Consider the following 18480-nt stretch of genomic DNA (forward strand, 5'->3'; position numbering starts at 1 on the left):
TTTTTTCTCCGTACTTTGTACGTGGGAGGAGAGAAGTTCCCCCCTCTCCCTAACCCTCTCCCCCACACTTTGTGCGGGGGAGAGTAGGGGAGAGGGGAGTTCACTTGTTCATGGAGAATAAACTTTAAATTTGGAGATTACTCAGCTAATCCCACACTTGTTTTCAATATTTGGTTCGGTTAGACCCTGCATGATAACTTCGAGAACCGATGTAGTTTGTTGCAACACATCGTGGTTCCAAAAACGTAATACCTTAAACCCGTGTGCATTTAGCCAGGTTGTACGTGCTATGTCATATTTTTTGCTCTCTAGATGCTGGCCGCCGTCCAATTCAATAATCAGGCGCTTTTCTAAGCAGACAAAATCAACGATGTATGTTCCTATTGGTACCTGCCGCTTGAATTTGTAACCAAGTCGTTTTGCTCGAAGATAATACCAAAGATGCTTTTCAGCATCAGTGCTTTGTTGTCGTAACTGTTTTGCACGTTGTCTTAATGTAGATTTGTCCACTTCTTTCATACCATCCTTTGTCGCGAGAGTGGTTATATTACTACTCAAATTCCTTATATAGGAGGGGTTGCGAGTGAACCAAACTAATGGAACGATGCTTAAGCGAGTTAACAAATTGACAAGCCTCCCACTGGTCACCCAAAATGGGAGGAAGAATAATTCAAAGCGATCAGTTCATGGAATACAAAGACTACTACAAAATAATGGGGCTTGAGCGAGGGGCAAGCCAGGACGAAATCAAGCGAGCCTATCGTAAATTAGCCCGCAAGTATCATCCCGATGTAAGCAAGGAAGAGAATGCCGAAGCCAAATTTAAAGAATTAGGTGAGGCTTATGAAGTGCTCCGTGATCCTGAAAAACGGGCGAAATATGATCGTTATGGCCAATATTGGAAGGAACAGGAACAAGCAGGTTACCGCCCTCAGGGAGAGAAAGCTTATCAGAATTACCAGTTTTTCGATGAAGAGAACGCCACTGATTTCCAAGATTTTCTTGATAGTATTTTGCGTCAGCGCTCCGGTTTCCAATCCAGCACTTCTTACAATCAAGGTCAGGATATTCACGCAAAACTCACGATCAGTTTAGAAGACAGTTTTTTGGGTGCAGAAAAAACACTGAAGCTTCAAATTCCAGTATTCGATAGCCGAGGCCATGTGCAATATCACGAACGCTCAGTTCGTGTCAAAATCCCTAAAGGGATTGGTGATAAACAACAAATTCGATTAAAAGGCCAAGGAGGCAAGGGGCTTCATCATCAGGCAGGGGATTTATATATTGAAATTAATATAAGCCCTCATCACCTATTCACTCTGCATAATAAAGACATCCAGCTGCGAGTTCCAGTAACACCGTGGGAAGCGGCTCTTGGTTCAACAATTCAAGTTCCTACGCTTGCTGGTGCGGTGAATTTAAAAATTCCAAAACTTTCACAAACGGGTAAACAAATGCGGTTGAAAGGCAGAGGATTGCCAGGTAATCCACCTGGAGATCAATATGTTGTTCTGGAAATTGTGATTCCTCAGGTTGAGAATCCTCAAGCAGATAAATTGTATGAGCAACTCGCAAACACCATTCACTTTAATCCACGGGAAAAATTAGGAGTGAGCAAATGACTGAGCAGGAAAAAAGGTCCACTGCAACGGAATGTGAAGAATGGTTTTTCTTATCATTAGCTGAAGTCACTTCCTCATTCGGCGTTTCTAAGGAAACAGTGATTGAAATTATCAATGAAGGAATTGTACCGGCACAAAAGGATGAGAATGACGAGTGGCGGTTTGATAATGAGTCAGTGCGGCGAATTCGTATGGTCCTGCGATTAAATCGCGATTTAGGGGTAAATTTAGCGGGTGCAGCTTTGGCTCTTGAGTTACTCAAAGAGATTGACCGTTTGCGTGCTATGTTGGGGAGCAAAGGATAACACGAGGGTTTGTTTATGCTAAACGTCAAATTGACTGTTGAGAAGAGTCCGAGCGATGCGGACAATGCAATTTTGCGAAAGGGAATAATTGAGTTTAACGTAAATTGTCTTCATGAAAGAGGGAGTCAGTTCAGTGTTTTTGCTCGCGACGACCAAAATAAAATTATCGGAGGGGCATTAATTTGGCAACATAGTGATGCACTTTATATCGACGTCTTATGGATTGAGAGTGAGTTCCGTAAAAAATTGATTGGTAGCCGTTTAATAGAGCAAATTATTGAGCAGGCTAGAATTAAACAGTTAAGCAAGATATTTGTCGACACTTTTGATTTTCAGGCGCTTGATTTTTATAAACGACATGGTTTCCATGAAATCGGCCGCATCGAGAAGTACCTCTTAGGGCATGATCGAATTTACTTAAAAAAAGAAATGGTGGATTAATTAAATACAGAAATATTTAATTTTGTGCTCAAAGTTGCACTTTTAATTAGAAATTCAAGTTAAGTCGTGTTATGGTGGCGCAGCGAATCCAAATTAGAGGGGAAAAGATGAAAAAATATTATTTAAATGGGTTAATCGGATTTTGTCTGGCTATTTTAGTGGGATGTCAGTCATTGACGCACGAAAATTTTTTTAGAGTAGGTCCATCGGATGAAACTATCACGACTTCAGTGCAGTCTGCATTCTCTAATAATCCTGACCTTTCGGCACAACGCATTCACGTTGAGACTCATAAAGGGACTGTCGTGTTAAGTGGCTATGTTAAAACTATCCGCCAAAGCGATACGGCAGGGGATATCGCTGGAAAAATTTCTGGCGTGAAGTCGGTGCAAAATGAGCTTATTGTGAGAAAGTAGTCTTACTTACTTTATAATGTGTTTCATCTTTCAATTATGACCTGTCAACGCCTTGCGAATTGTTCGTGGGGCGTATGGAAATGCTCAGAGCCCTTTTCCATTTAGGGTGAAAATGGCAAATTGCCACCTCGTTCGCTAAAAGCCAATTGTCCAAATTTCAATAAAATTGCCTAATCCACAAAAAAGATTTATTCAAAACTACTTCTGTGTTAAGAATATAAGCCTCCGCTTGAGGCACAACATACTCTTTGGGAAATTAATTTTTTATTGAAATAAGGAAATTGCTATGTCTAATCAAACTGCCAAGATTGTTCGTTTTCATGAAACTGGTGGTCCTGAAGTATTAAAACTAGAGAAGGAACCGTTACCTGAACCTGAAAAGGGGGAAGTGCGATTACGAGTGCATGCAATTGGTTTAAACCGAGCTGAGGTAATGTTTCGTCTTGGGCGTTATCTTGTTGAACCAAGGTTCCCCTCAAAAAATGGCTATGAAGCCTCCGGCGTCGTTGAAGCGGTGGGGCAAGGTGTCGATCAAGGTATGATTGGTAAAAAATTTAGTTCAATCCCTTGTTTTGACTTGGGCAAATATGGTGTGTATGGCGAAGTGGCGATTCTTCCGGCTTATGCACTCGCTTCTTTTCCTGAGACGCTTTCTTTTGCTGAAGCCACTTCTATTTGGATGCAATACATGACCGCTTATGGTGCGCTTGTGCATTATGGAAAGCTTGCCAAAGGGGATTTTGTCCTGATCACAGCAGCAAGTAGTAGTGTTGGCATCGCTGCGATTGAGATTGCACGTGCCGAAGGCGCGATAAGTATTGCAACAACAAGAACTCATAAGAAAAAAGCTGAATTACTTAAGCTGGGTGCAGATCATGTCATTGTTACTGACGAGGAAGATCTACCGACTCGTGTAAAAGAAATCACGCAAGGTAAAGGTGCGAGGATTATTTTTGATCCGATTGCAGGAAAGAGTATAGAAAAGCTTGCTGATGCTGCTGCAGAGAAAGGGATCATTTTTGTTTACGGTAATTTGTCAAACGAACCTATGCCTTATCCTCTTTTCTCAGCTCTTGCAAAAGGGTTGTCAATTCGTGGTTATACTTTGTTCGAATTGAGCACTGTACCTGAATTGCGCGAAAAAGCACAGAAATACATTTTTGATCATATAAAAGACGGTACGTTCAAGCCAAAAATTGCGCGCACCTTTCAATTGGAGCAAATTGTAGAAGCGCATCGTTTCATGGAGTCTAATGAACAAATTGGCAAAATTGTAGTAGCACTACAATAATTCAAAGAGGTCAAACTCGGCCCGAAATCGAGTTTGACAAAAAGCATAATTTTTATTCAAAAGGCGAGAGTGTAATAGATCAGGTCCCATGTTGGATGTGCCAAATAGGATCGTTTCCTGATGGGAGGCTGATCGATTACGCGAGAGTTAAGTTATTACGAGAGCAGTAGGTCATGAAAGTTATCCCACCTTATGTAGCAAACCATAGCATTGCTAAATTCCTTGCCAAAGTTGCAGTAAGGGCTTTGTATTTTGAAGCAAAAGCTTATCCTAAACCGGGATTGGTTAGTTTTATTGATTCAGGTGCCCACCAAGACTTGAATGGTGAAATTCTTTTTCGCAGCCTTTTTACCTTGCGCCATTATTTTTATCAGATTGCAAATCAGGGGTTAGAGCGAAAATCACTTGAAATTTTGGCGCATACTGCATTCAATGCCGAGCAACGCGTGTTGGAAAAAACGAAGGGAATCACTACCCATGGTGATGTAATTTTTTCGCTAGGGTTTATTTGTATTTCTGCAGCCAGATTGACTCAAGAAAATCTCTCGTTCACCCCTGCTAATCTTCATCATCAACTGCTAAATGATCGTCAAAGTGTTCTAGACGATCTCAATACCAGTGCATTTGCGCGCAAAGCATTTGAGGATATTGATGCCAAGCAAGTGACAATTAATGAATATGAGATGATTTTTCAATTATTGCCTGCACTTATCGCTTTATACAAAGAAACTAAATCCATTGATGCGATTTGCTTGTTTGCTTATTTGGAACTTTTGATAAGAATAGATGATAGTAATGTTCTTTTTCACAAAGGCAAGGTAGCCATGGACTATGCAAGAAAAATTGCTAGTGAGATATTGGCAATCGATTGTATTGAAACTCGATTTGTACAAGCTCAGGAAGCTCATTATTCATTTTCGCAAAAGGGAATAAGTCCCCGGGAAATTGCGAATTTGATTGTGATTTTATTGTTCTTAGGGCAATTATTTTGTGAACAATTGTTATGTCATTAACCGCTCAATGTTGAGGCAAACGATCGAGCGGTTTATTTCAAAAAGGACAGTTTCTGGAGCGAATTAGATACTGTAATCTGGTGCCCCACCTTTTTTATAAACAAGAACGGTTCGTTCAAATGACATAAAAATTTCTTTATGCTGGTTAATTCCTCTTGTCTCGACAGTAATTATTCCCTGAGTCGGCCTTGAAATAGATTCGCGTTTAGCCTTGATTTCAGTTTCTGCGTAAATGGTATCCCCTTCAAAAACCGGTTTTAGCAATTTAACCTTATCCCAGGCAAGATTAGCCACCACTTTTTTGGAAATGGTATTCACCGTCATTCCAGTGATGATGGCTAAAGTAAATGTGCTGTTTACTATGGGTTTTTTCCATTCAGTTTGCTCTGCATAATGAACATCGAAATGAAGTTGTGCGGTATTCATCGTTAGCAGGGTAAACCAGATATTATCGTTTTGGGTAATTGTCCTTCCAGGACGGTGTTCGATAATTTGTCCTACCGTAAAATCTTCGAAGTAAAAACCAAAATCTTCACGGAATCGATTATTGCCGAGAGAGAGGTAACTTTGGTTAGCCATTTCTATTCCTTTTGATGTTTTTTGCTAAATGAAGTAATTTCTGAGCGTGGTTATAGATAGGAACATCGATCATTTCCCCATCGTGCTGACAAGCTTTTCCTCCTGCCTGTTCAAAGAGGGCAATGATTTTTTTTGCTCTGTCAATTTGTTCTTCAGTGGGAGCGAACTGTTTTTTGATGGGTGCTATTTGTTTAGGATGAATAGCCAATTTCCCCTTGAAACCAAGTTCTTTAGCTTTTATTGTCTCTGCGATCAATTCCTTCTCATTGGCAAAATCGAAAAAAGGGGAGTCGATAGCGGGTATATGCGTTAGTGCTGCAGCCTGAATGAGTTGCAAGCGGGCAAATAATAAGGCTTCCCAACTCAAATGACAGCCAACATCAACCGCGTAATCAGCAGCGCCAAAGAAAAGTCCAGCGACAGGGGAATTAGTCACAATAGAGGTAAGTTGGTGGATCCCTTTGCTTGTCTCGATTAGGGCAAATAATTTAATTTTTCTCGCTTCCAGATGCAGCGTCTCATAAATAATGTTTAATTCTTCTGCACTTTCTGCTTTGGGATACATAATGGCGTCAAAAGAAAGATTGGTTTGTTTTAAAGCAAGCAAATCAGCCAAACCCGCATCACTGGTGATGTGATTTATTCGTACAATAATAGGTAGATTAGCATGCTCGTTATGCAATAAAAACTGCACGACGTTGTCCCTAGCCTGTTTTTTATCTTCAAGAGGCACAGCATCTTCAAGTTCCAGGATAAGGCCGTTGGCTTCAGAAACTAAAGCTTTGCTGAAACGCTCAGGTTTATTACCTGGAGTAAATAAGAGGGCAGGTGAAATTGATAAGTCCATTTAGTCCTCCTTAAATAAACCCTTGTTCTTTTGCTTGTTGCTGCAACTGATCTTGGAACGCGGGATGAGCAATTTTAATTAGTTGATGCGTTCTTTCAGTAGTCGATCGTCCCTTTAATTGAGCTATTCCATATTCTGTAACCACATAATCGATGTCAAGGCGTGTATCGGTGGCAATTGAAGAGAGTCTTGGTACAATTCGTGATAGGGTACCATTTTTTGCAGTTGAGCTGCTGGCAATAATTGTTTTTCCGCCTTCCGAGTAATGAACGCCACGAATAAAATCCAATTGTCCGCCTACACCGGAAAATTGATGGCCGATGAACTCAGCGTTCACCTGGCCGCTAAAATCAATTTCTATAAAGGCGTTGACAGAAGTCATTAGGTTATTTTGGCCAATAACATTTGGCTCGTTCACATAAGAAACAGGGAGGCAAACCATAGACGGATTAAGATGAATAAAATCATAAAGTTGCTTATCACCAACGGCAAAAGTAAATACGTTAACATAGGGATGTAGTTTTTTATTCGTATTCGTTACAACCCCTTTTTTGATTAGATCAATCATGCCGGTTGTCATTACTTCAGTGTGAATTCCAAGATTTTTATGGCCAATCAGCTGTTCACAAACGGCATTAGGCACTCCACCAATCCCCATTTGAATGGTCGCTCCATCGGGTATGAGGGAAGTAATATAGTGGCCAATTTGCTTGTCCAATTCACTGGCAGGTTTTGAAGATTCTTCCGGTAAAGCAGAGGTATGTTCAACCAACGCATCCACTTCGTTAATGTGAATTAAGGTAGAGCCAGCTGTCCTTGGCATATTTTCATTGACTTCAACAATGAGTTTGTCTGCATAGCGTGCCAACTCAATCGCGTAATCACCATTGATACCTAAATTAAAAAAACCATACTGATCCATTGGCGAAACAGTAACGATAAAAGCATCCAGTTGGGTTATCCCTTTTATGGTGCTTGGGTAGCGACTGAAGCTAACAGGGACAAAGTTAATGTATTTTTTGCCAAGGGTATAGCCCCGCTCTGCGAGTAAAACTTCCCCCTTTGACATCATGGATGAATAAGGTTTGATGATATGAAGTAAGTCTTCCTGGAAAATAGTATGTAAGGCAACTGAGCCACAGCGAAGATAATAGACTTTCACCTCTTGTAAATCTCCTGCTCTGGCCCGCTCTGCTAGAGCACGGCATAAAGCTGGAGGCGTCCCTGCCCGCATACCCATGGAAATAACGGCATGTTCGGGAATTAAATTGACGGCTTCTTCCGCAGAGCATCGCTTTTGTTGATATACGTTGTCGAAGTTCATTTTTTCATCCTTGTTCTTAGGCCTACCTTAATTTCCAAAAGTAAAGGTGTAAATTTCCACTCCCGGTTCTGTGGTTATAATCTGTAATAAGCCGCTAGTAAACTGCTTATTGTTGACAACTTCATAAATTGAATCCCTATTTACTAAAATGCTACTGTTCTTCACCTCTTTCCCTTGATTGTTAACCAGCGGTTTACCGTTTAAAAGAACCTGAACCCTAATGGGTTTTCCAGTAGGGTTACTCATCACCATGAACACTTTTCTCGCTTTAAAATGAATTTTTAGCGAAGCGTTTGAAGTGCCTGCAATAATTTTGTCCTCACTTACTTGCCATTCCCCTTGTAAAGCCCAGGCGTTAAGAGGGAGTTTTTCAGGAAAAGAGTAGTGTGCTATTTTGTCATGGATTAAATAAGGGCTTAAGCTTCTATCAGCACGTGCATAACCGAGATAAGTTTCAGGGGTTTCAAGATATGAATAGGATTGGGTTGCCGTTTGTTTTTCTTGAGGTAATGCATCAATTCCTAATAAAAAGCGAATATTATTTTCAGTAACATCATAAAGACCTTCACCAAAATGCTGATAGACAACTTCCCCCTGTTTATCAATCAAATAATGAGCAGGCCAATAATGATTATTATAATTACGCCAAGTTGTGAATTGGTTATCAAGGGCAACGGGATAAAGAATACCATCGCGTTTCACAGCGTTTCTTACGTTGTCTAAATTTTTTTCAAAAGCAAATTCAGGTGAGTGTACACCGATAATCACGAGCCCTTTGTTACGGTATTTGTGATACCAATCTTCCAAATAAGGCAATGTCCTGACACAGTTAATACAAGAGTAAGTCCAGAAATCAATAAGCACTACTTTTCCTTTTAATTCATTGATTTTCAGTGGAGGTGAATTAATCCAGGCCTCAATATCTTCAATTGCAGGGGCTTTATAAGGAATTAACAATCCGTCCACCAACGAAGTTGAGAGTTGAACCGTTGTTTCTGGTATCGTGAAAGAGGCAGAATAACCTTTTTCTTGGTAAATCATGTACCCTACGCTTGCAATAATAATAACACCTAAGATTTTGCGGAAAAGCAGGGCTTTTTGCTTAAAAAAACCGAAGGTATCAATCAATTTTCTCCCGTAAAAAGCCATAATAAACATTGGAACCGCTGCGCCTAAAGCAAAAGCAAGAAGCGTGAAAAAACTGATGATGGTTGTTTTTTGAATCACTGTCTGCACAATAACCGCAGCTAAAATAGGGCCGGCACAAGGAGTCCAAATAATGGATATCAAACCACCTAAAAAAAGTCCGCTGTAGAATCCTCCTTGAGGATTATTGACCGAGGGAAATGCTGATCCCACTTGAGAGAGGCGTTGGGTTAAGCGGCCAAATTTTTCACTCAAATAAGAAGATATCATGGTGAGGCCTAAAAGTAATAAAATAAGGTACGAGAGATGACGAACCGCATCCACATCAATCCCAGTGTATTGAACTAATTGACGCGAAAAAAAAGCAAACAAAGCAAAGGTGAGGGTAAAACCGCTAATTATTCCTAAGGGGCGTTGTTTAGAGCTGACAAGTGAACTTGCAAGTACAATAGGCAAAATGGGAAGGATGCAGGGCGAAATAATGAGTGCAAATCCTTCAATAAAGCCTAAAAGGATACTGATAAGATCAGATTGCATCGAGTTTCTCTTAATTCATCTATTTCTTAAGAATAGCAGCTTAGAAAGGAAGCATCTTTCGCCACGCTCGCAAATGAGCCAGCTGTTTATCCGCTCTCTCAAGATTGTGGCTCGGATTATCGGGTCTTAACTTAAATGGCATGATTCCGCACTACGAAAGCATTCGCCGTAAAATATCATCTTTATTAATAAAATGGTGCTTTAACGCAGCGAGAATGTGTAAGGCTATCGTGGCTATGAGTCCGTAACCAATCCAGCGGTGGAGTTCTTCGAATAATTGTCTTTTTTCCTCGTTAGGGGCTACTAAATCAGGCATAGTGAGCAAACCGAAAAAAGAAGCAGGTAATCCAGCAGATGAAGTAATAAGCCATCCTGTGATGGGCATAGCGAACATAAACCCATAGAATGCCCAATGTACCGTTCTAGCGGCAATTTTCTCCCATAGGGGAAGCGATAAATTGGGGGTAATGTTGATAAGACGCCATGCGAGCCTGATAATAGCTAGTGCGAGTACCAGCAATCCATACTCTTTATGCCAACCGTAAAGTTTAAGCTTCTCCAGGCTGATTGGTAGTTCAACCATATACAAGCCTAAGATGAGTAATCCAATAATTAAAAAAGCAATAATCCAATGAAGTAGAATGGCTATTACACCAAAATGTGTGTCATTATTTTTAATTCGCATGAGTCCCTTCCTTTGTATTTCAGTCTAAATAGCTTCCTGGTCTACTAAGGACTGCTATACTATCTCTGCCAATAATCCTGATTGAATCCATCCTTTGAGTAGGGATGCTGCTCTCATCCCCACTTCTGATTCATCAAGCCATTCGCAAAGGCCTTCACATAATTCGCTAAATGTTGAGCCTTTTATTAACGCATCAAGTGCCCACGCTTCATCTTTGCCAAGAGAATAGAAGCGATTGATGTATTCGTTTCTCCACAAAACCCAGTGCATGATGCTGGAGTTTTTAGTGGGCGCTTCTGGGGATTGGTTATTGGCTACCGCTTCCCATATTTTTACCGTATTCCAGGCAAAATCCATGCGCTGAAGCGAAGCATGGGGTTTAAACCGGATATCAGGCCAGGTATTCTGGGGGATGACGGCCATTTGTTCTATTTGTAATACAGCATCGTCTGCAGCGTCAAAGCTAAGGGTCATTTTCCACTCAAATTCAGCTAATTCGGCTAAATAGGGTTCTCTGTGTTCTTTTAAATAATCCGCAAATCGATCGCCATACCAGCGGATCGAGCGGTAGGGTGAAGGGTGGTTAGCAATGTAGTTTTCCCCTAATTTATAAAATTCTTCCCTACCTAAATAATTTTCAAGAATAGGGAAATTTGAGCCTAGGGCTTCCAGTAAGCGATAGTGATAAGAATCAAGATAAATTGCTAGTCTTTGAGCTGTTGGAACTTTTTCTGTCGACACGATGGATTGTCCAATTTCCGCTTGACCTTTTAGCAAGTAAGCTTGGAACTGATTTTGTAAGCTAGGCAAATCGGTCATGCTGATAACTCTTTGTTATGTACTCGCTCCATGATTCTCCTCGCTTGATCTAATTCGATTAATAATTCGGTTAAAGGAGGAATTTTGTCATCTCGTTCAATCATTGTTGAAACACGGCCTAATTTTGTAATGGTTTCCGCATAAAGATCCCATACAGGTTGAATAATGGGAGCATCATGGGTATCGATAATGTAATGGCCATAATTCGAATGTCCTGCTAGATGAATTTGCATGATTCGTTCGGCAGGCACTCCATTTAAGTAATCAAGTGCATTGAACTCATGATTGATAGAACTTACATAGATATTATTCACATCGAGCAGAATATAGCAGTCAGCTTGTTGGGCAATTTCCGAAATAAATTCCCATTCAGTCATTTCTGACTGGGTAAATGTCAGATAACTCGAAACATTTTCGATGAGGATACGCTGGCCCAAATAATCTTGCACTTCTGTAATTCGTGAAACGATGTGTTTGATTGCTTCCTCAGTGTAGGGGATAGGCAGCAGATCATGCATATTTAAACCTTGGACACCGGTCCAGCATAAATGATCGGAAATCCATACAGGATCTACACGTTGTGCTAACGCTTTTAGATCTTTGAGGTAGTTCCGATCGAGCGGTTCGGTGCTGCCAATCGACAGGGAAACCCCATGCATAACCACAGGGTAGTTTTCACGAATTTGATCTAAAAAGTACAGTGGCTTACCGCCAGGAATTAAATAATTTTCGGTAAGGATCTCAAACCAATCTATGTTCGGTTTGTACAGCAAAATATCCTCATAGTGATCTGGCCTCAATCCTAAACCAAAACCCAGATAAGGTAATTTTAGCTGTTTTTTTGTCGTGTAGGTCATTTATCAGAATCCAGGTATGCCTAAAGCATACCTGGTACCATGTCTATTATTGAGATTGAGAGCCGCTGCTAGACTCGCTGCTGCTGCCAGCATTAGAAGCTTCAACAGTTCCACCAGCTTTTTCACATTGCTCTTTAGTCATTTGGGTTACACCTTGGCCTTTGCAAGAGTTTTGACCTTTGCAAGAGTTGGTAGCAGATTTGCAGCTGCCTTGTCCCTTACAAGCGTTAACGCCTTTGCAATTAACCATAGTAGAAGATGCATCAGAAGAAGATGCGTATACAGGTGCCATTGAAAACATTGCTGCAGCACCTAGTGCTAGTATTGTACCAGTCGCTTTTACCTTATTCATAGAAAAGTTCCTTTTTAGATTTTACCAAAAATTACGAAAGAGCTATAAGTCCTGGACTAATAGCTATCACAGTGTAGTTAGGAAAAATCGATGCTGTCAAGGAGATGGCATTGAATTTTTTATAATTTTTAGTTGCTCCATTAGGCTTGGCAGCAATTTGTTGAGTCGAAATGTCTTGATAGTATAGGTATAAGGCGTCTAGTCATAGATGTCGTTAATATCAACACAGTTTTGTGTTTTCCAGAGATCAATAATCAAATCATCCAGATAAGAGGGAAAAGGGTAGTATTTGTTTTCATACTGGTTTTCTAATAAAAGTTGGGCAGCCACATTGTGTGCATAAAAAACGGGATCGATATAATTCAACAAGGTTGGGTGCTTGAGAGAAAAATTAATAGCTATTTTATTGCAGAGTATTTTCTTAGTTTGAATTTGATCGCCAATCTCATCATAAGTGCCCATATTGGCAATGTAGGCCGATTGGCAATCACTTTGAGTGACAACTTGTGATAGGACGTTCGCTTTACCAGTCGCTGTGACGATACAAAATGCCTCTCTCAAATGATTGCGGATTTGTGCGGCGTCACTAAAAGGTATGGTGATCAAACCAAGTTTTTTTGCTTGATTCAGTTGAATTTGGGATGATTCGATAACTGAGATATGAGGCGTTTCTCGCAAAAGATAACGCACAATTCCTTTACCCACTTTACCGAAACCAAAGATGACAAAAGATTTGTTAACTATCTCTTCACCGGTTATTTCTTTAATTGCTCTAACAAAACTCTCACCGGTACCGTACATCCCTTCCAATTTTTTTAAATTTGAGTCGTCAACATTGATAATGGGTAAATCAAGGGACATTCTTTTATACTTTTCGCCGCCGGTTTGCGTCAATTCAACAATACCTCGTAAAACTCGTACTTTTTCCATTTCTAAGGTTTCGGCACAGCAATCCAAGGCAATATCAAAATCATCTTGTACATCGCGATGAGATAAAATAACGTTTATTCCAGCCTGTCTAAGGGTGGAGAGGATTTTTTCTTCGGGAGGGACGGGTGTAAAGGCGGTATGGGTAACTGTGAGTTCAGCTCCAGCGGCAATCAAGGATTCTAATTTAACTAAAGTTTCATAAGTGAGGGGCGTATTGTGTAAAATCTTTATCCCTTTCAGGGGATTATTTCTTTGCCAATGCGCGGTCAACCTATCGAGCAATGCTGACCGTTTTTCTTGAAAAATTGTTTGATTGAAATCCTTAAGTAAAGCCAAATTAGGTTGCATAAAAAATTCACCTAAATCCTTGAAGTAAAATCATCCTAGGTAAGTTGGTGGATTTATGCAAGGAAATTCTAATTGATCCAATAGGCGAGTTTTTCCGAGGGTGCGATTAACTTTTTGTTTTCTGGTATAATTATATACAATGTGACTTATTATGAGGCGATTAAAATGACTGGTGAAAAAAAAGAAGAGCAAGTTAAAGATCAGGAAGAAAAGTCACGTGCTGCTGAGAACGCTTTAGCTGCTGAGTTATTGAAGAAAAAACAAACGCAACTCGTGGAAGAGCCTCCTAGAAAAGTTATATTAGATGGCAAAAAGAAAGGTGCTCAAAAAGAGGAAAATGATTTCTTAGATTTTTATAATAATTGGCTTAAAAAATACAAAAAGGACAATCCAGAATTTAAAGAAGAAGAAAATAAAGTTAGTATCGATCAGAATGGCTGTGGATGTATTAACTTCACGGATCCGAAAGCTGAAGAAGATTTTGTTAGGGAGTTAGCCAAAACAAAGACCAACGGTGTTATCACTGACAAAGGTATTCCAATTGCGACTTTTAGAAATGGTGATCTTATTGATCTTCGGACGCAAAAACCATTTCCAGAAGGAGGATATGCTCATCTTGTCAGTCAGCTCGATCAAGGAATCCCATACAGCAAGACTGAGATTAAATTACCCGAGGCTAGCCACGATATGGCCTCGACATCTTCAGGCGAGAGAAAGGAAAAAATGGCTGCCGATAATCAAGACAGCCTTGAGGAGCCTGATGAACCAAAAAAAGACTCTGGGCCTACCTATTGATAATGAGGCAGCTCAAGACAGGCTGACAGCATTGAAGAAAAAATTAAGGTATCCCATATGCCTCGATGGCGGCTTTCACTTGGGGTCTTTTGCCGATTGTTTTATACCATTGCATTAAATTAGGGAATTGTTTTGCGCTAATCGGTGTTTCGTAGAAATTTTCATAGCAATAAAGCCAGGGCCAAATAGCCATGTCGGCAATGGTGTAATCGGTACCACTGATATAGGGATGCTGTTCAAGTTGTTTGTCCATGACACCCATCAAACGCATTACTTCGTCAGCATAACGCTTTTGTGCATAAGGGATTTCTTCAGAGGCATAGCGGTGAAAATGACCGTATTGGCCAAACATAGGCCCAATATGCCCAACTTGGAAGTAGCACCATTTAAGCACATTAAACCGGGATTTTAGCTCTTCGGGCAAAAAGCGATGATGCTTTTCAGCCAAATATTGGAGAATGGCTACGCTTTCAAAAAGATAAAAATCCATTTCAGGGTCATAGATAACCGGAATCTTGTTATTGGGAGATATCCGTGAAAATTCAGGGGTAAATTGCTCTCCTTCGCGGATGTTGATCAATGTTATTTCGTACGGGACTTTTAATTCTTCAAGCATTATAGTGGGTTTAATTCCATTTGGAGTACCAAGAGAATAAAGTTTATACATTTTTACCATCCTTGGATCAGCATTTATCGAGAAATTATTCCTTACTATACCCAAGATCGTTATGAATAGGAATCCAGAGTTAACACTGCTCTCGATGAGATTTCAAAATAATTCTCTAAACCCCATGCGGTTTGATCCAACCCATCAAAAGTGCCAAAAAAAGAAATAGAAAGAGCGTCAGGGATAGAGCAATCCGCCAGGTTAGCGCTTTCACGGTGCGTTTGGTTTTACCCTCGTCACGAACGAGAAAGACAAGGCCGCTACCTAAGGCAAATAAAATAATCAACATGACAACAAAGATGATTGCTTTAGCGAACATTTGCTATACTCCCAAAACTATCAGGCTGGGTACTTAAAAAGATGGTCAGTGTAACCTGTTTTAATCGCTGTTTCACGCTAAATTGGCGTATAGCCATTCTTACTTTTTTGATGGTTTTATTTTTCGCTCGCTTGGGATTTTGGCAATTAGCGCGCGCCGAAGAAAAAAAACACATGTTGGCAACGCAAGCAACTTATGCCAAGCAAGCGCCTACCATTTGGAATGTAGGCATGAATCCACCTGCGCAATATCAGCAAATCAGGGTTAGGGGAAAGTACTTACCTCAGGTTTTTCTATTAGATAATCAGCATTACCAACATCAATTCGGTTACCATGTCTTGAGCCCTTTGATGTTAGACGGGAATAAGGTCGTGCTTATTGATCGCGGGTTTATTGCAGGTGAAATGAACCGGCAAGTATTACCAGAAATTATCGTGCCCACTGACTTAATGAATTTAACAGGCTATGCCTATTTTCCATCCGAAAAAAACTGGGTTCTAGGCCAAGCTTATGAGAAGCGGCAAGCGAAAATAACGATAATTGAGCGTATCGATACAAAAATGGTAGGTCAGATTTTGCATAAATCTGTTTATCCGTTTATCATTCGCCTCAACAAAGAGGCGGCTCAGGAATATGTGCGCGAGTGGTCCGTAGTAGCTATGCCTCCAGAGCGGCATTATGCCTATGCTTTACAATGGTTTGCTATGGCCTCTGTAATTTTAATCCTTTTTATTGCATTGAATTTGAAGAAAAAACATGACTAGGCGCAATTATTTAGTTCTGTTACTACTGGCTCTGCTTTTTGCAGCCCCAGGGATTACAGCTTATTTGTATTATCTTAATCCTCAATGGCTTGGTGCGAATACAACAAATAAGGGTAAGTTGTTGAATCCTCCCCTCTTACTTAGCAATGTTGTCGATGGAAGGGGTAAGTGGCGATTTGTTCTTTGGTACCCTCGAAACTGTGACGCTAAATGTTTGCAAAAAGTAGACAAATTGGCTCGAGTCAGGCTTGCTTTAGGACGACATTTATATGAGGTGGATCAGTGGCTGCTGCTCAATGAAGACAGCCAGCAAATGGAGTCCATGGCACTGAAAACGCTGCAAGAACAAGAGGTTCATGTCTCACGTTTATCAAAGGACAGCTTAACTAATTTGCCAATTCTAGCTAGTAATCCCAAGATATTCATTGCAAATCCTAAGGGCTATTTAGTGCTGGCATACGTTGAGAATGCTAAGCCTGGAGACATTTATCACGATATTAAACGGTTGTTAAGTACAGAGAAAAGTGGGTAACGAATGCAATTTACAGCAATACGATATGCGACAATGTTAGCAGTGCTTTTGGCGCTATTTGTGGTTATGCTTGGGGCTTACACCCGATTAACTGATGCCGGCTTAGGTTGTCCAGATTGGCCGGGTTGTTACGGCCATATGGTTCTTCCTAGTACTGAAAATGAGTTGCAATCAGCACAGAGCCAGTATCCGCAAATTCCTATCGAATCTCGCAAAGCATGGACAGAAATGGCTCACCGCTACGCAGCAGGTACGCTCGGCCTTCTCATCGTTTTTATCACAGGTTCAATTTTCTGGCGCCGCCTTCAAGGTTTTCGAATGCCTTGGCAACTATCATCAGTCCTAATTCTTTTACTCTTGTTCCAAGCAGCGTTAGGAATGTGGACTGTTACTATGAAATTACTCCCTGTCGTGGTAATGGGGCATTTATTGGGTGGGATCTTAATTTTTTCATGCCTAAGCCGTTTGCGGTTACAACTGGGTTCTATAAAACCAAGCAACCTCCCCCAATGGCGTTTTTGGATTTTGCTAGGCGTATTGATTGTTTTTTTACAAATCGCTCTAGGTGGGTGGGTGAGCTCGAATTACGCCGGCATCGCTTGTATTGGCTTTCCGCAATGCAATGGGCAATGGTTGCCCCAATTGCATTTTTCCCAGGGATTTAACTTATTTTCTCCGGTTGGAGCTAATTACCAAGGCGGGGTGCTCGATAACGATATCCGCATGACAATTCAATACATTCATCGCTTAGGAGCAGTCATCACAGCAATCTATGTTTTAACTTTGTCTTTATTATTACTAGCTAGGGGCAACAACAATTATTTACGCCGTTTCGCTGTAATGGCTATTTTACTCGTTATTGTGCAATTTATTCTCGGCATCATGAATGTCATTTATTTGCTGCCTTTATGGGTAGCTGTTGCCCATAATGGTATTGCAGCTGTCTTGATGGCAACACTCTTAATGATGCTCTATCTCACGCAAAGGAGGCATGATGATGGATGCTAATACAGAGTCAGGTTTAAATAAAATTAATTGGCGAGACTACATGGAGCTTTGTAAGCCCAGAGTTGTCGCCTTAATGCTGTTGACTGTTGTTGTCGGCATGTATTTGGCTGTGCCAGGATGGGTGCCAATTCCTACTCTTATCACTTCATTGGTTGGTATCGGGCTTTGTGCAGGTTCTGCCGCTGCAATTAATCACCTGGTTGATAAACGTATCGATGCCATTATGGCTCGCACTAAGCGAAGGCCAATTGCCGGGGGCAGAGTATCAGTACGACAAGCGCTCTACTTTGCAACTACCCTTGCCGCTTTGGGATTAACTATTTTAATCACTTTTGTCAACGTTCTAACCGCTATACTCACTTTTGTAACCTTGATAGGGTATGCTGGTATTTACACTGGCTATTTAAAGCGCGCTACACCGCAAAATATTGTTATCGGTGGACTCGCTGGTGCAGCACCACCTCTATTAGGCTGGACTGCTGTCACTAATCAGCTGGATCCACAGGCATTGCTCTTAGTGTTAATTATTTTTACCTGGACTCCTCCTCACTTTTGGGCGCTAGCAATATACCGAATAGAAGAGTATAAGCACGCTGAAATACCCATGTTGCCGGTTACTCATGGAGTCGCGTTTACTAAATTAAACGTACTTTTATACACTATTCTGCTGTTGGTGGTTACCAGCTTGCCTTTCTTAGTCGGTATGAGCGGGTGGCTTTACCTTGCTGGAGCGGGTTTATTAGGTGTAAGGTTTTTACACTGGGCCATTGTTTTATATCGTTCTGATCGGCCTGCAATAGCCATGCGTACTTTCCGTTTCTCTATTGTTTATTTAATGATGTTGTTTGTCTTTTTGTTGGTTGATCATTATATCTAAGGGGAT

Annotated in this window: 23 protein-coding genes; 11 read left to right on the plus strand and 12 right to left on the minus strand. The window is 40.7% G+C overall.

All coding sequences use genetic code 11. The features are described 5' to 3' along the window. Nucleotides 1-141: 141 nt before the first annotated feature. Nucleotides 142-519: an endonuclease domain-containing protein gene (locus LMI_RS04125; protein ID WP_045098661.1), complete on the minus strand. Its 378-nt coding sequence runs from the start codon at nt 517-519 to the stop codon at nt 142-144. 167 nt (nt 520-686) lie between these two features. Here LMI_RS04125 and LMI_RS04130 point away from each other — a divergent pair, with 167 nt between their 5' ends. From LMI_RS04130 to LMI_RS04155, 6 genes are all read left to right on the plus strand, one after another. Continuing rightward, on the plus strand, nt 687-1622 hold the full coding sequence (locus LMI_RS04130) for a DnaJ C-terminal domain-containing protein (protein ID WP_045098662.1): 936 nt from the start codon (nt 687-689) through the stop codon (nt 1620-1622). After that, entirely contained in the window at nt 1619-1927 is a 309-nt protein-coding gene (locus tag LMI_RS04135; protein ID WP_045098663.1) for a chaperone modulator CbpM, read from the plus strand. The genes LMI_RS04130 and LMI_RS04135 overlap by 4 nt, the downstream gene beginning before the upstream one ends. 15 nt (nt 1928-1942) lie before the next feature. Beyond that, nucleotides 1943-2368 (plus strand): GNAT family N-acetyltransferase, encoded by a 426-nt coding sequence (locus tag LMI_RS04140; RefSeq protein ID WP_045098664.1) that lies wholly within the window; start codon nt 1943-1945, stop codon nt 2366-2368. A 107-nt stretch (nt 2369-2475) separates the two neighbouring features. Beyond that, nucleotides 2476-2784, plus strand: a complete 309-nt coding sequence (locus tag LMI_RS04145) for a BON domain-containing protein (RefSeq protein ID WP_045098665.1) — start codon at nt 2476-2478, stop codon at nt 2782-2784. A 286-nt stretch (nt 2785-3070) separates the two neighbouring features. After that, a complete protein-coding gene (locus LMI_RS04150) occupies nt 3071-4075 on the plus strand; it encodes a zinc-dependent alcohol dehydrogenase family protein (protein ID WP_045098666.1) in 1005 nt (334 codons plus the stop codon). A gap of 173 nt (nt 4076-4248) precedes the next feature. Beyond that, the gene (locus tag LMI_RS04155; RefSeq protein WP_045098667.1) at nt 4249-5088 is read left to right on the plus strand and encodes a triphosphoribosyl-dephospho-CoA synthase; all 840 of its coding nucleotides are present in this window, start codon (nt 4249-4251) and stop codon (nt 5086-5088) included. Nucleotides 5089-5151: 63 nt separating this feature from the next. On the opposite strand, the gene LMI_RS04160 is transcribed toward LMI_RS04155, so the two are convergent. From LMI_RS04160 to LMI_RS04200, 9 genes are all read right to left on the minus strand, one after another. Then, nucleotides 5152-5667, minus strand: coding sequence for a MaoC/PaaZ C-terminal domain-containing protein (locus tag LMI_RS04160; protein ID WP_045098668.1), 516 nt, complete (start codon nt 5665-5667; stop codon nt 5152-5154). Further along, a complete protein-coding gene (locus LMI_RS04165) occupies nt 5660-6514 on the minus strand; it encodes an HpcH/HpaI aldolase/citrate lyase family protein (protein ID WP_045098669.1) in 855 nt (284 codons plus the stop codon). The genes LMI_RS04160 and LMI_RS04165 overlap by 8 nt, the downstream gene beginning before the upstream one ends. 10 nt (nt 6515-6524) lie before the next feature. Continuing rightward, nucleotides 6525-7838, minus strand: a complete 1314-nt coding sequence (locus tag LMI_RS04170) for an acetyl-CoA hydrolase/transferase family protein (protein ID WP_045098670.1) — start codon at nt 7836-7838, stop codon at nt 6525-6527. Nucleotides 7839-7865: 27 nt separating this feature from the next. Beyond that, complete coding sequence (locus LMI_RS04175) at nt 7866-9521, minus strand: cytochrome c biogenesis protein DipZ (RefSeq protein ID WP_045098671.1); 1656 nt, start codon at nt 9519-9521, stop codon at nt 7866-7868. A gap of 151 nt (nt 9522-9672) precedes the next feature. Next, nucleotides 9673-10206, minus strand: coding sequence for a cytochrome b (locus LMI_RS04180; protein WP_045098672.1), 534 nt, complete (start codon nt 10204-10206; stop codon nt 9673-9675). A gap of 54 nt (nt 10207-10260) precedes the next feature. Beyond that, a complete protein-coding gene (locus LMI_RS04185; RefSeq protein ID WP_045098673.1) occupies nt 10261-11025 on the minus strand; it encodes an HvfC/BufC N-terminal domain-containing protein in 765 nt (254 codons plus the stop codon). Then, nucleotides 11022-11882: an MNIO family bufferin maturase gene (bufB, locus tag LMI_RS04190; protein WP_045098674.1), complete on the minus strand. Its 861-nt coding sequence runs from the start codon at nt 11880-11882 to the stop codon at nt 11022-11024. The genes LMI_RS04185 and bufB overlap by 4 nt, the downstream gene beginning before the upstream one ends. Nucleotides 11883-11928: 46 nt before the next feature. Continuing rightward, nucleotides 11929-12234, minus strand: a complete 306-nt coding sequence (gene bufA2 / locus LMI_RS04195; RefSeq protein ID WP_045098675.1) for a BufA2 family periplasmic bufferin-type metallophore — start codon at nt 12232-12234, stop codon at nt 11929-11931. A gap of 198 nt (nt 12235-12432) precedes the next feature. After that, the gene (locus LMI_RS04200; RefSeq protein ID WP_045098676.1) at nt 12433-13512 is read right to left on the minus strand and encodes an NAD(P)-dependent oxidoreductase; all 1080 of its coding nucleotides are present in this window, start codon (nt 13510-13512) and stop codon (nt 12433-12435) included. 165 nt (nt 13513-13677) lie between these two features. On the opposite strand from LMI_RS04200, the gene LMI_RS04205 reads away from it, so the two are divergent. Continuing rightward, a complete protein-coding gene (locus tag LMI_RS04205) occupies nt 13678-14307 on the plus strand; it encodes a hypothetical protein (protein WP_052679449.1) in 630 nt (209 codons plus the stop codon). Nucleotides 14308-14350: 43 nt separating this feature from the next. Here LMI_RS04205 and LMI_RS04210 read toward each other — a convergent pair whose 3' ends face one another. Continuing rightward, nucleotides 14351-14974 carry a glutathione S-transferase N-terminal domain-containing protein gene (locus LMI_RS04210; RefSeq protein WP_045098677.1) on the minus strand — a complete coding sequence of 208 codons (624 nt, stop codon included), beginning with the start codon at nt 14972-14974 and terminating at the stop codon, nt 14351-14353. A 115-nt stretch (nt 14975-15089) separates the two neighbouring features. Next, nucleotides 15090-15293: a twin transmembrane helix small protein gene (locus LMI_RS04215; protein ID WP_045098678.1), complete on the minus strand. Its 204-nt coding sequence runs from the start codon at nt 15291-15293 to the stop codon at nt 15090-15092. Nucleotides 15294-15334: 41 nt separating this feature from the next. On the opposite strand from LMI_RS04215, the gene LMI_RS04220 reads away from it, so the two are divergent. The 4 genes from LMI_RS04220 to cyoE are packed head-to-tail and all read left to right on the plus strand — an operon-like array spanning nt 15335 to nt 18474. Beyond that, nucleotides 15335-16057 carry an SURF1 family protein gene (locus LMI_RS04220; RefSeq protein WP_045098679.1) on the plus strand — a complete coding sequence of 241 codons (723 nt, stop codon included), beginning with the start codon at nt 15335-15337 and terminating at the stop codon, nt 16055-16057. Beyond that, on the plus strand, nt 16050-16589 hold the full coding sequence (locus LMI_RS04225) for a hypothetical protein (protein WP_045098680.1): 540 nt from the start codon (nt 16050-16052) through the stop codon (nt 16587-16589). Before LMI_RS04220 ends, LMI_RS04225 begins: the two co-directional genes overlap by 8 nt. A gap of 3 nt (nt 16590-16592) precedes the next feature. After that, a complete protein-coding gene (locus LMI_RS04230) occupies nt 16593-17597 on the plus strand; it encodes a COX15/CtaA family protein (RefSeq protein WP_045098681.1) in 1005 nt (334 codons plus the stop codon). Further along, nucleotides 17581-18474 (plus strand): heme o synthase, encoded by an 894-nt coding sequence (cyoE, locus tag LMI_RS04235; protein WP_416419552.1) that lies wholly within the window; start codon nt 17581-17583, stop codon nt 18472-18474. Before LMI_RS04230 ends, cyoE begins: the two co-directional genes overlap by 17 nt. The last annotated feature ends 6 nt before the right edge of the window (nt 18475-18480 follow it).

This window comes from Legionella micdadei (assembly GCF_000953635.1).
Classification (GTDB): domain Bacteria; phylum Pseudomonadota; class Gammaproteobacteria; order Legionellales; family Legionellaceae; genus Tatlockia; species Tatlockia micdadei.

Bases quoted from the DNA above. Each gene is read 5' to 3' on its own strand.
- LMI_RS04140 (WP_045098664.1), top strand. From the start codon at position 1,943: ATGCTAAACGTCAAATTGACTGTTGAGAAGAGTCCGAGCGATGCGGAC.
- bufA2 (WP_045098675.1), bottom strand. From the start codon at position 12,234: ATGAATAAGGTAAAAGCGACTGGTACAATACTAGCACTAGGTGCTGCA.
- LMI_RS04150 (WP_045098666.1), top strand. From the start codon at position 3,071: ATGTCTAATCAAACTGCCAAGATTGTTCGTTTTCATGAAACTGGTGGT.
- LMI_RS04145 (WP_045098665.1), top strand. From the start codon at position 2,476: ATGAAAAAATATTATTTAAATGGGTTAATCGGATTTTGTCTGGCTATT.
- bufB (WP_045098674.1), bottom strand. From the start codon at position 11,882: ATGACCTACACGACAAAAAAACAGCTAAAATTACCTTATCTGGGTTTT.
- LMI_RS04210 (WP_045098677.1), bottom strand. From the start codon at position 14,974: ATGTATAAACTTTATTCTCTTGGTACTCCAAATGGAATTAAACCCACT.
- LMI_RS04170 (WP_045098670.1), bottom strand. From the start codon at position 7,838: ATGAACTTCGACAACGTATATCAACAAAAGCGATGCTCTGCGGAAGAA.
- LMI_RS04230 (WP_045098681.1), top strand. From the start codon at position 16,593: ATGCAATTTACAGCAATACGATATGCGACAATGTTAGCAGTGCTTTTG.
- cyoE (WP_416419552.1), top strand. From the start codon at position 17,581: ATGATGATGGATGCTAATACAGAGTCAGGTTTAAATAAAATTAATTGG.
- LMI_RS04135 (WP_045098663.1), top strand. From the start codon at position 1,619: ATGACTGAGCAGGAAAAAAGGTCCACTGCAACGGAATGTGAAGAATGG.
- LMI_RS04215 (WP_045098678.1), bottom strand. From the start codon at position 15,293: ATGTTCGCTAAAGCAATCATCTTTGTTGTCATGTTGATTATTTTATTT.
- LMI_RS04160 (WP_045098668.1), bottom strand. From the start codon at position 5,667: ATGGCTAACCAAAGTTACCTCTCTCTCGGCAATAATCGATTCCGTGAA.
- LMI_RS04180 (WP_045098672.1), bottom strand. From the start codon at position 10,206: ATGCGAATTAAAAATAATGACACACATTTTGGTGTAATAGCCATTCTA.
- LMI_RS04125 (WP_045098661.1), bottom strand. From the start codon at position 519: ATGAAAGAAGTGGACAAATCTACATTAAGACAACGTGCAAAACAGTTA.
- LMI_RS04185 (WP_045098673.1), bottom strand. From the start codon at position 11,025: ATGACCGATTTGCCTAGCTTACAAAATCAGTTCCAAGCTTACTTGCTA.
- LMI_RS04130 (WP_045098662.1), top strand. From the start codon at position 687: ATGGAATACAAAGACTACTACAAAATAATGGGGCTTGAGCGAGGGGCA.
- LMI_RS04200 (WP_045098676.1), bottom strand. From the start codon at position 13,512: ATGCAACCTAATTTGGCTTTACTTAAGGATTTCAATCAAACAATTTTT.
- LMI_RS04175 (WP_045098671.1), bottom strand. From the start codon at position 9,521: ATGCAATCTGATCTTATCAGTATCCTTTTAGGCTTTATTGAAGGATTT.
- LMI_RS04225 (WP_045098680.1), top strand. From the start codon at position 16,050: ATGACTAGGCGCAATTATTTAGTTCTGTTACTACTGGCTCTGCTTTTT.
- LMI_RS04205 (WP_052679449.1), top strand. From the start codon at position 13,678: ATGACTGGTGAAAAAAAAGAAGAGCAAGTTAAAGATCAGGAAGAAAAG.
- LMI_RS04155 (WP_045098667.1), top strand. From the start codon at position 4,249: ATGAAAGTTATCCCACCTTATGTAGCAAACCATAGCATTGCTAAATTC.
- LMI_RS04220 (WP_045098679.1), top strand. From the start codon at position 15,335: ATGGTCAGTGTAACCTGTTTTAATCGCTGTTTCACGCTAAATTGGCGT.
- LMI_RS04165 (WP_045098669.1), bottom strand. From the start codon at position 6,514: ATGGACTTATCAATTTCACCTGCCCTCTTATTTACTCCAGGTAATAAA.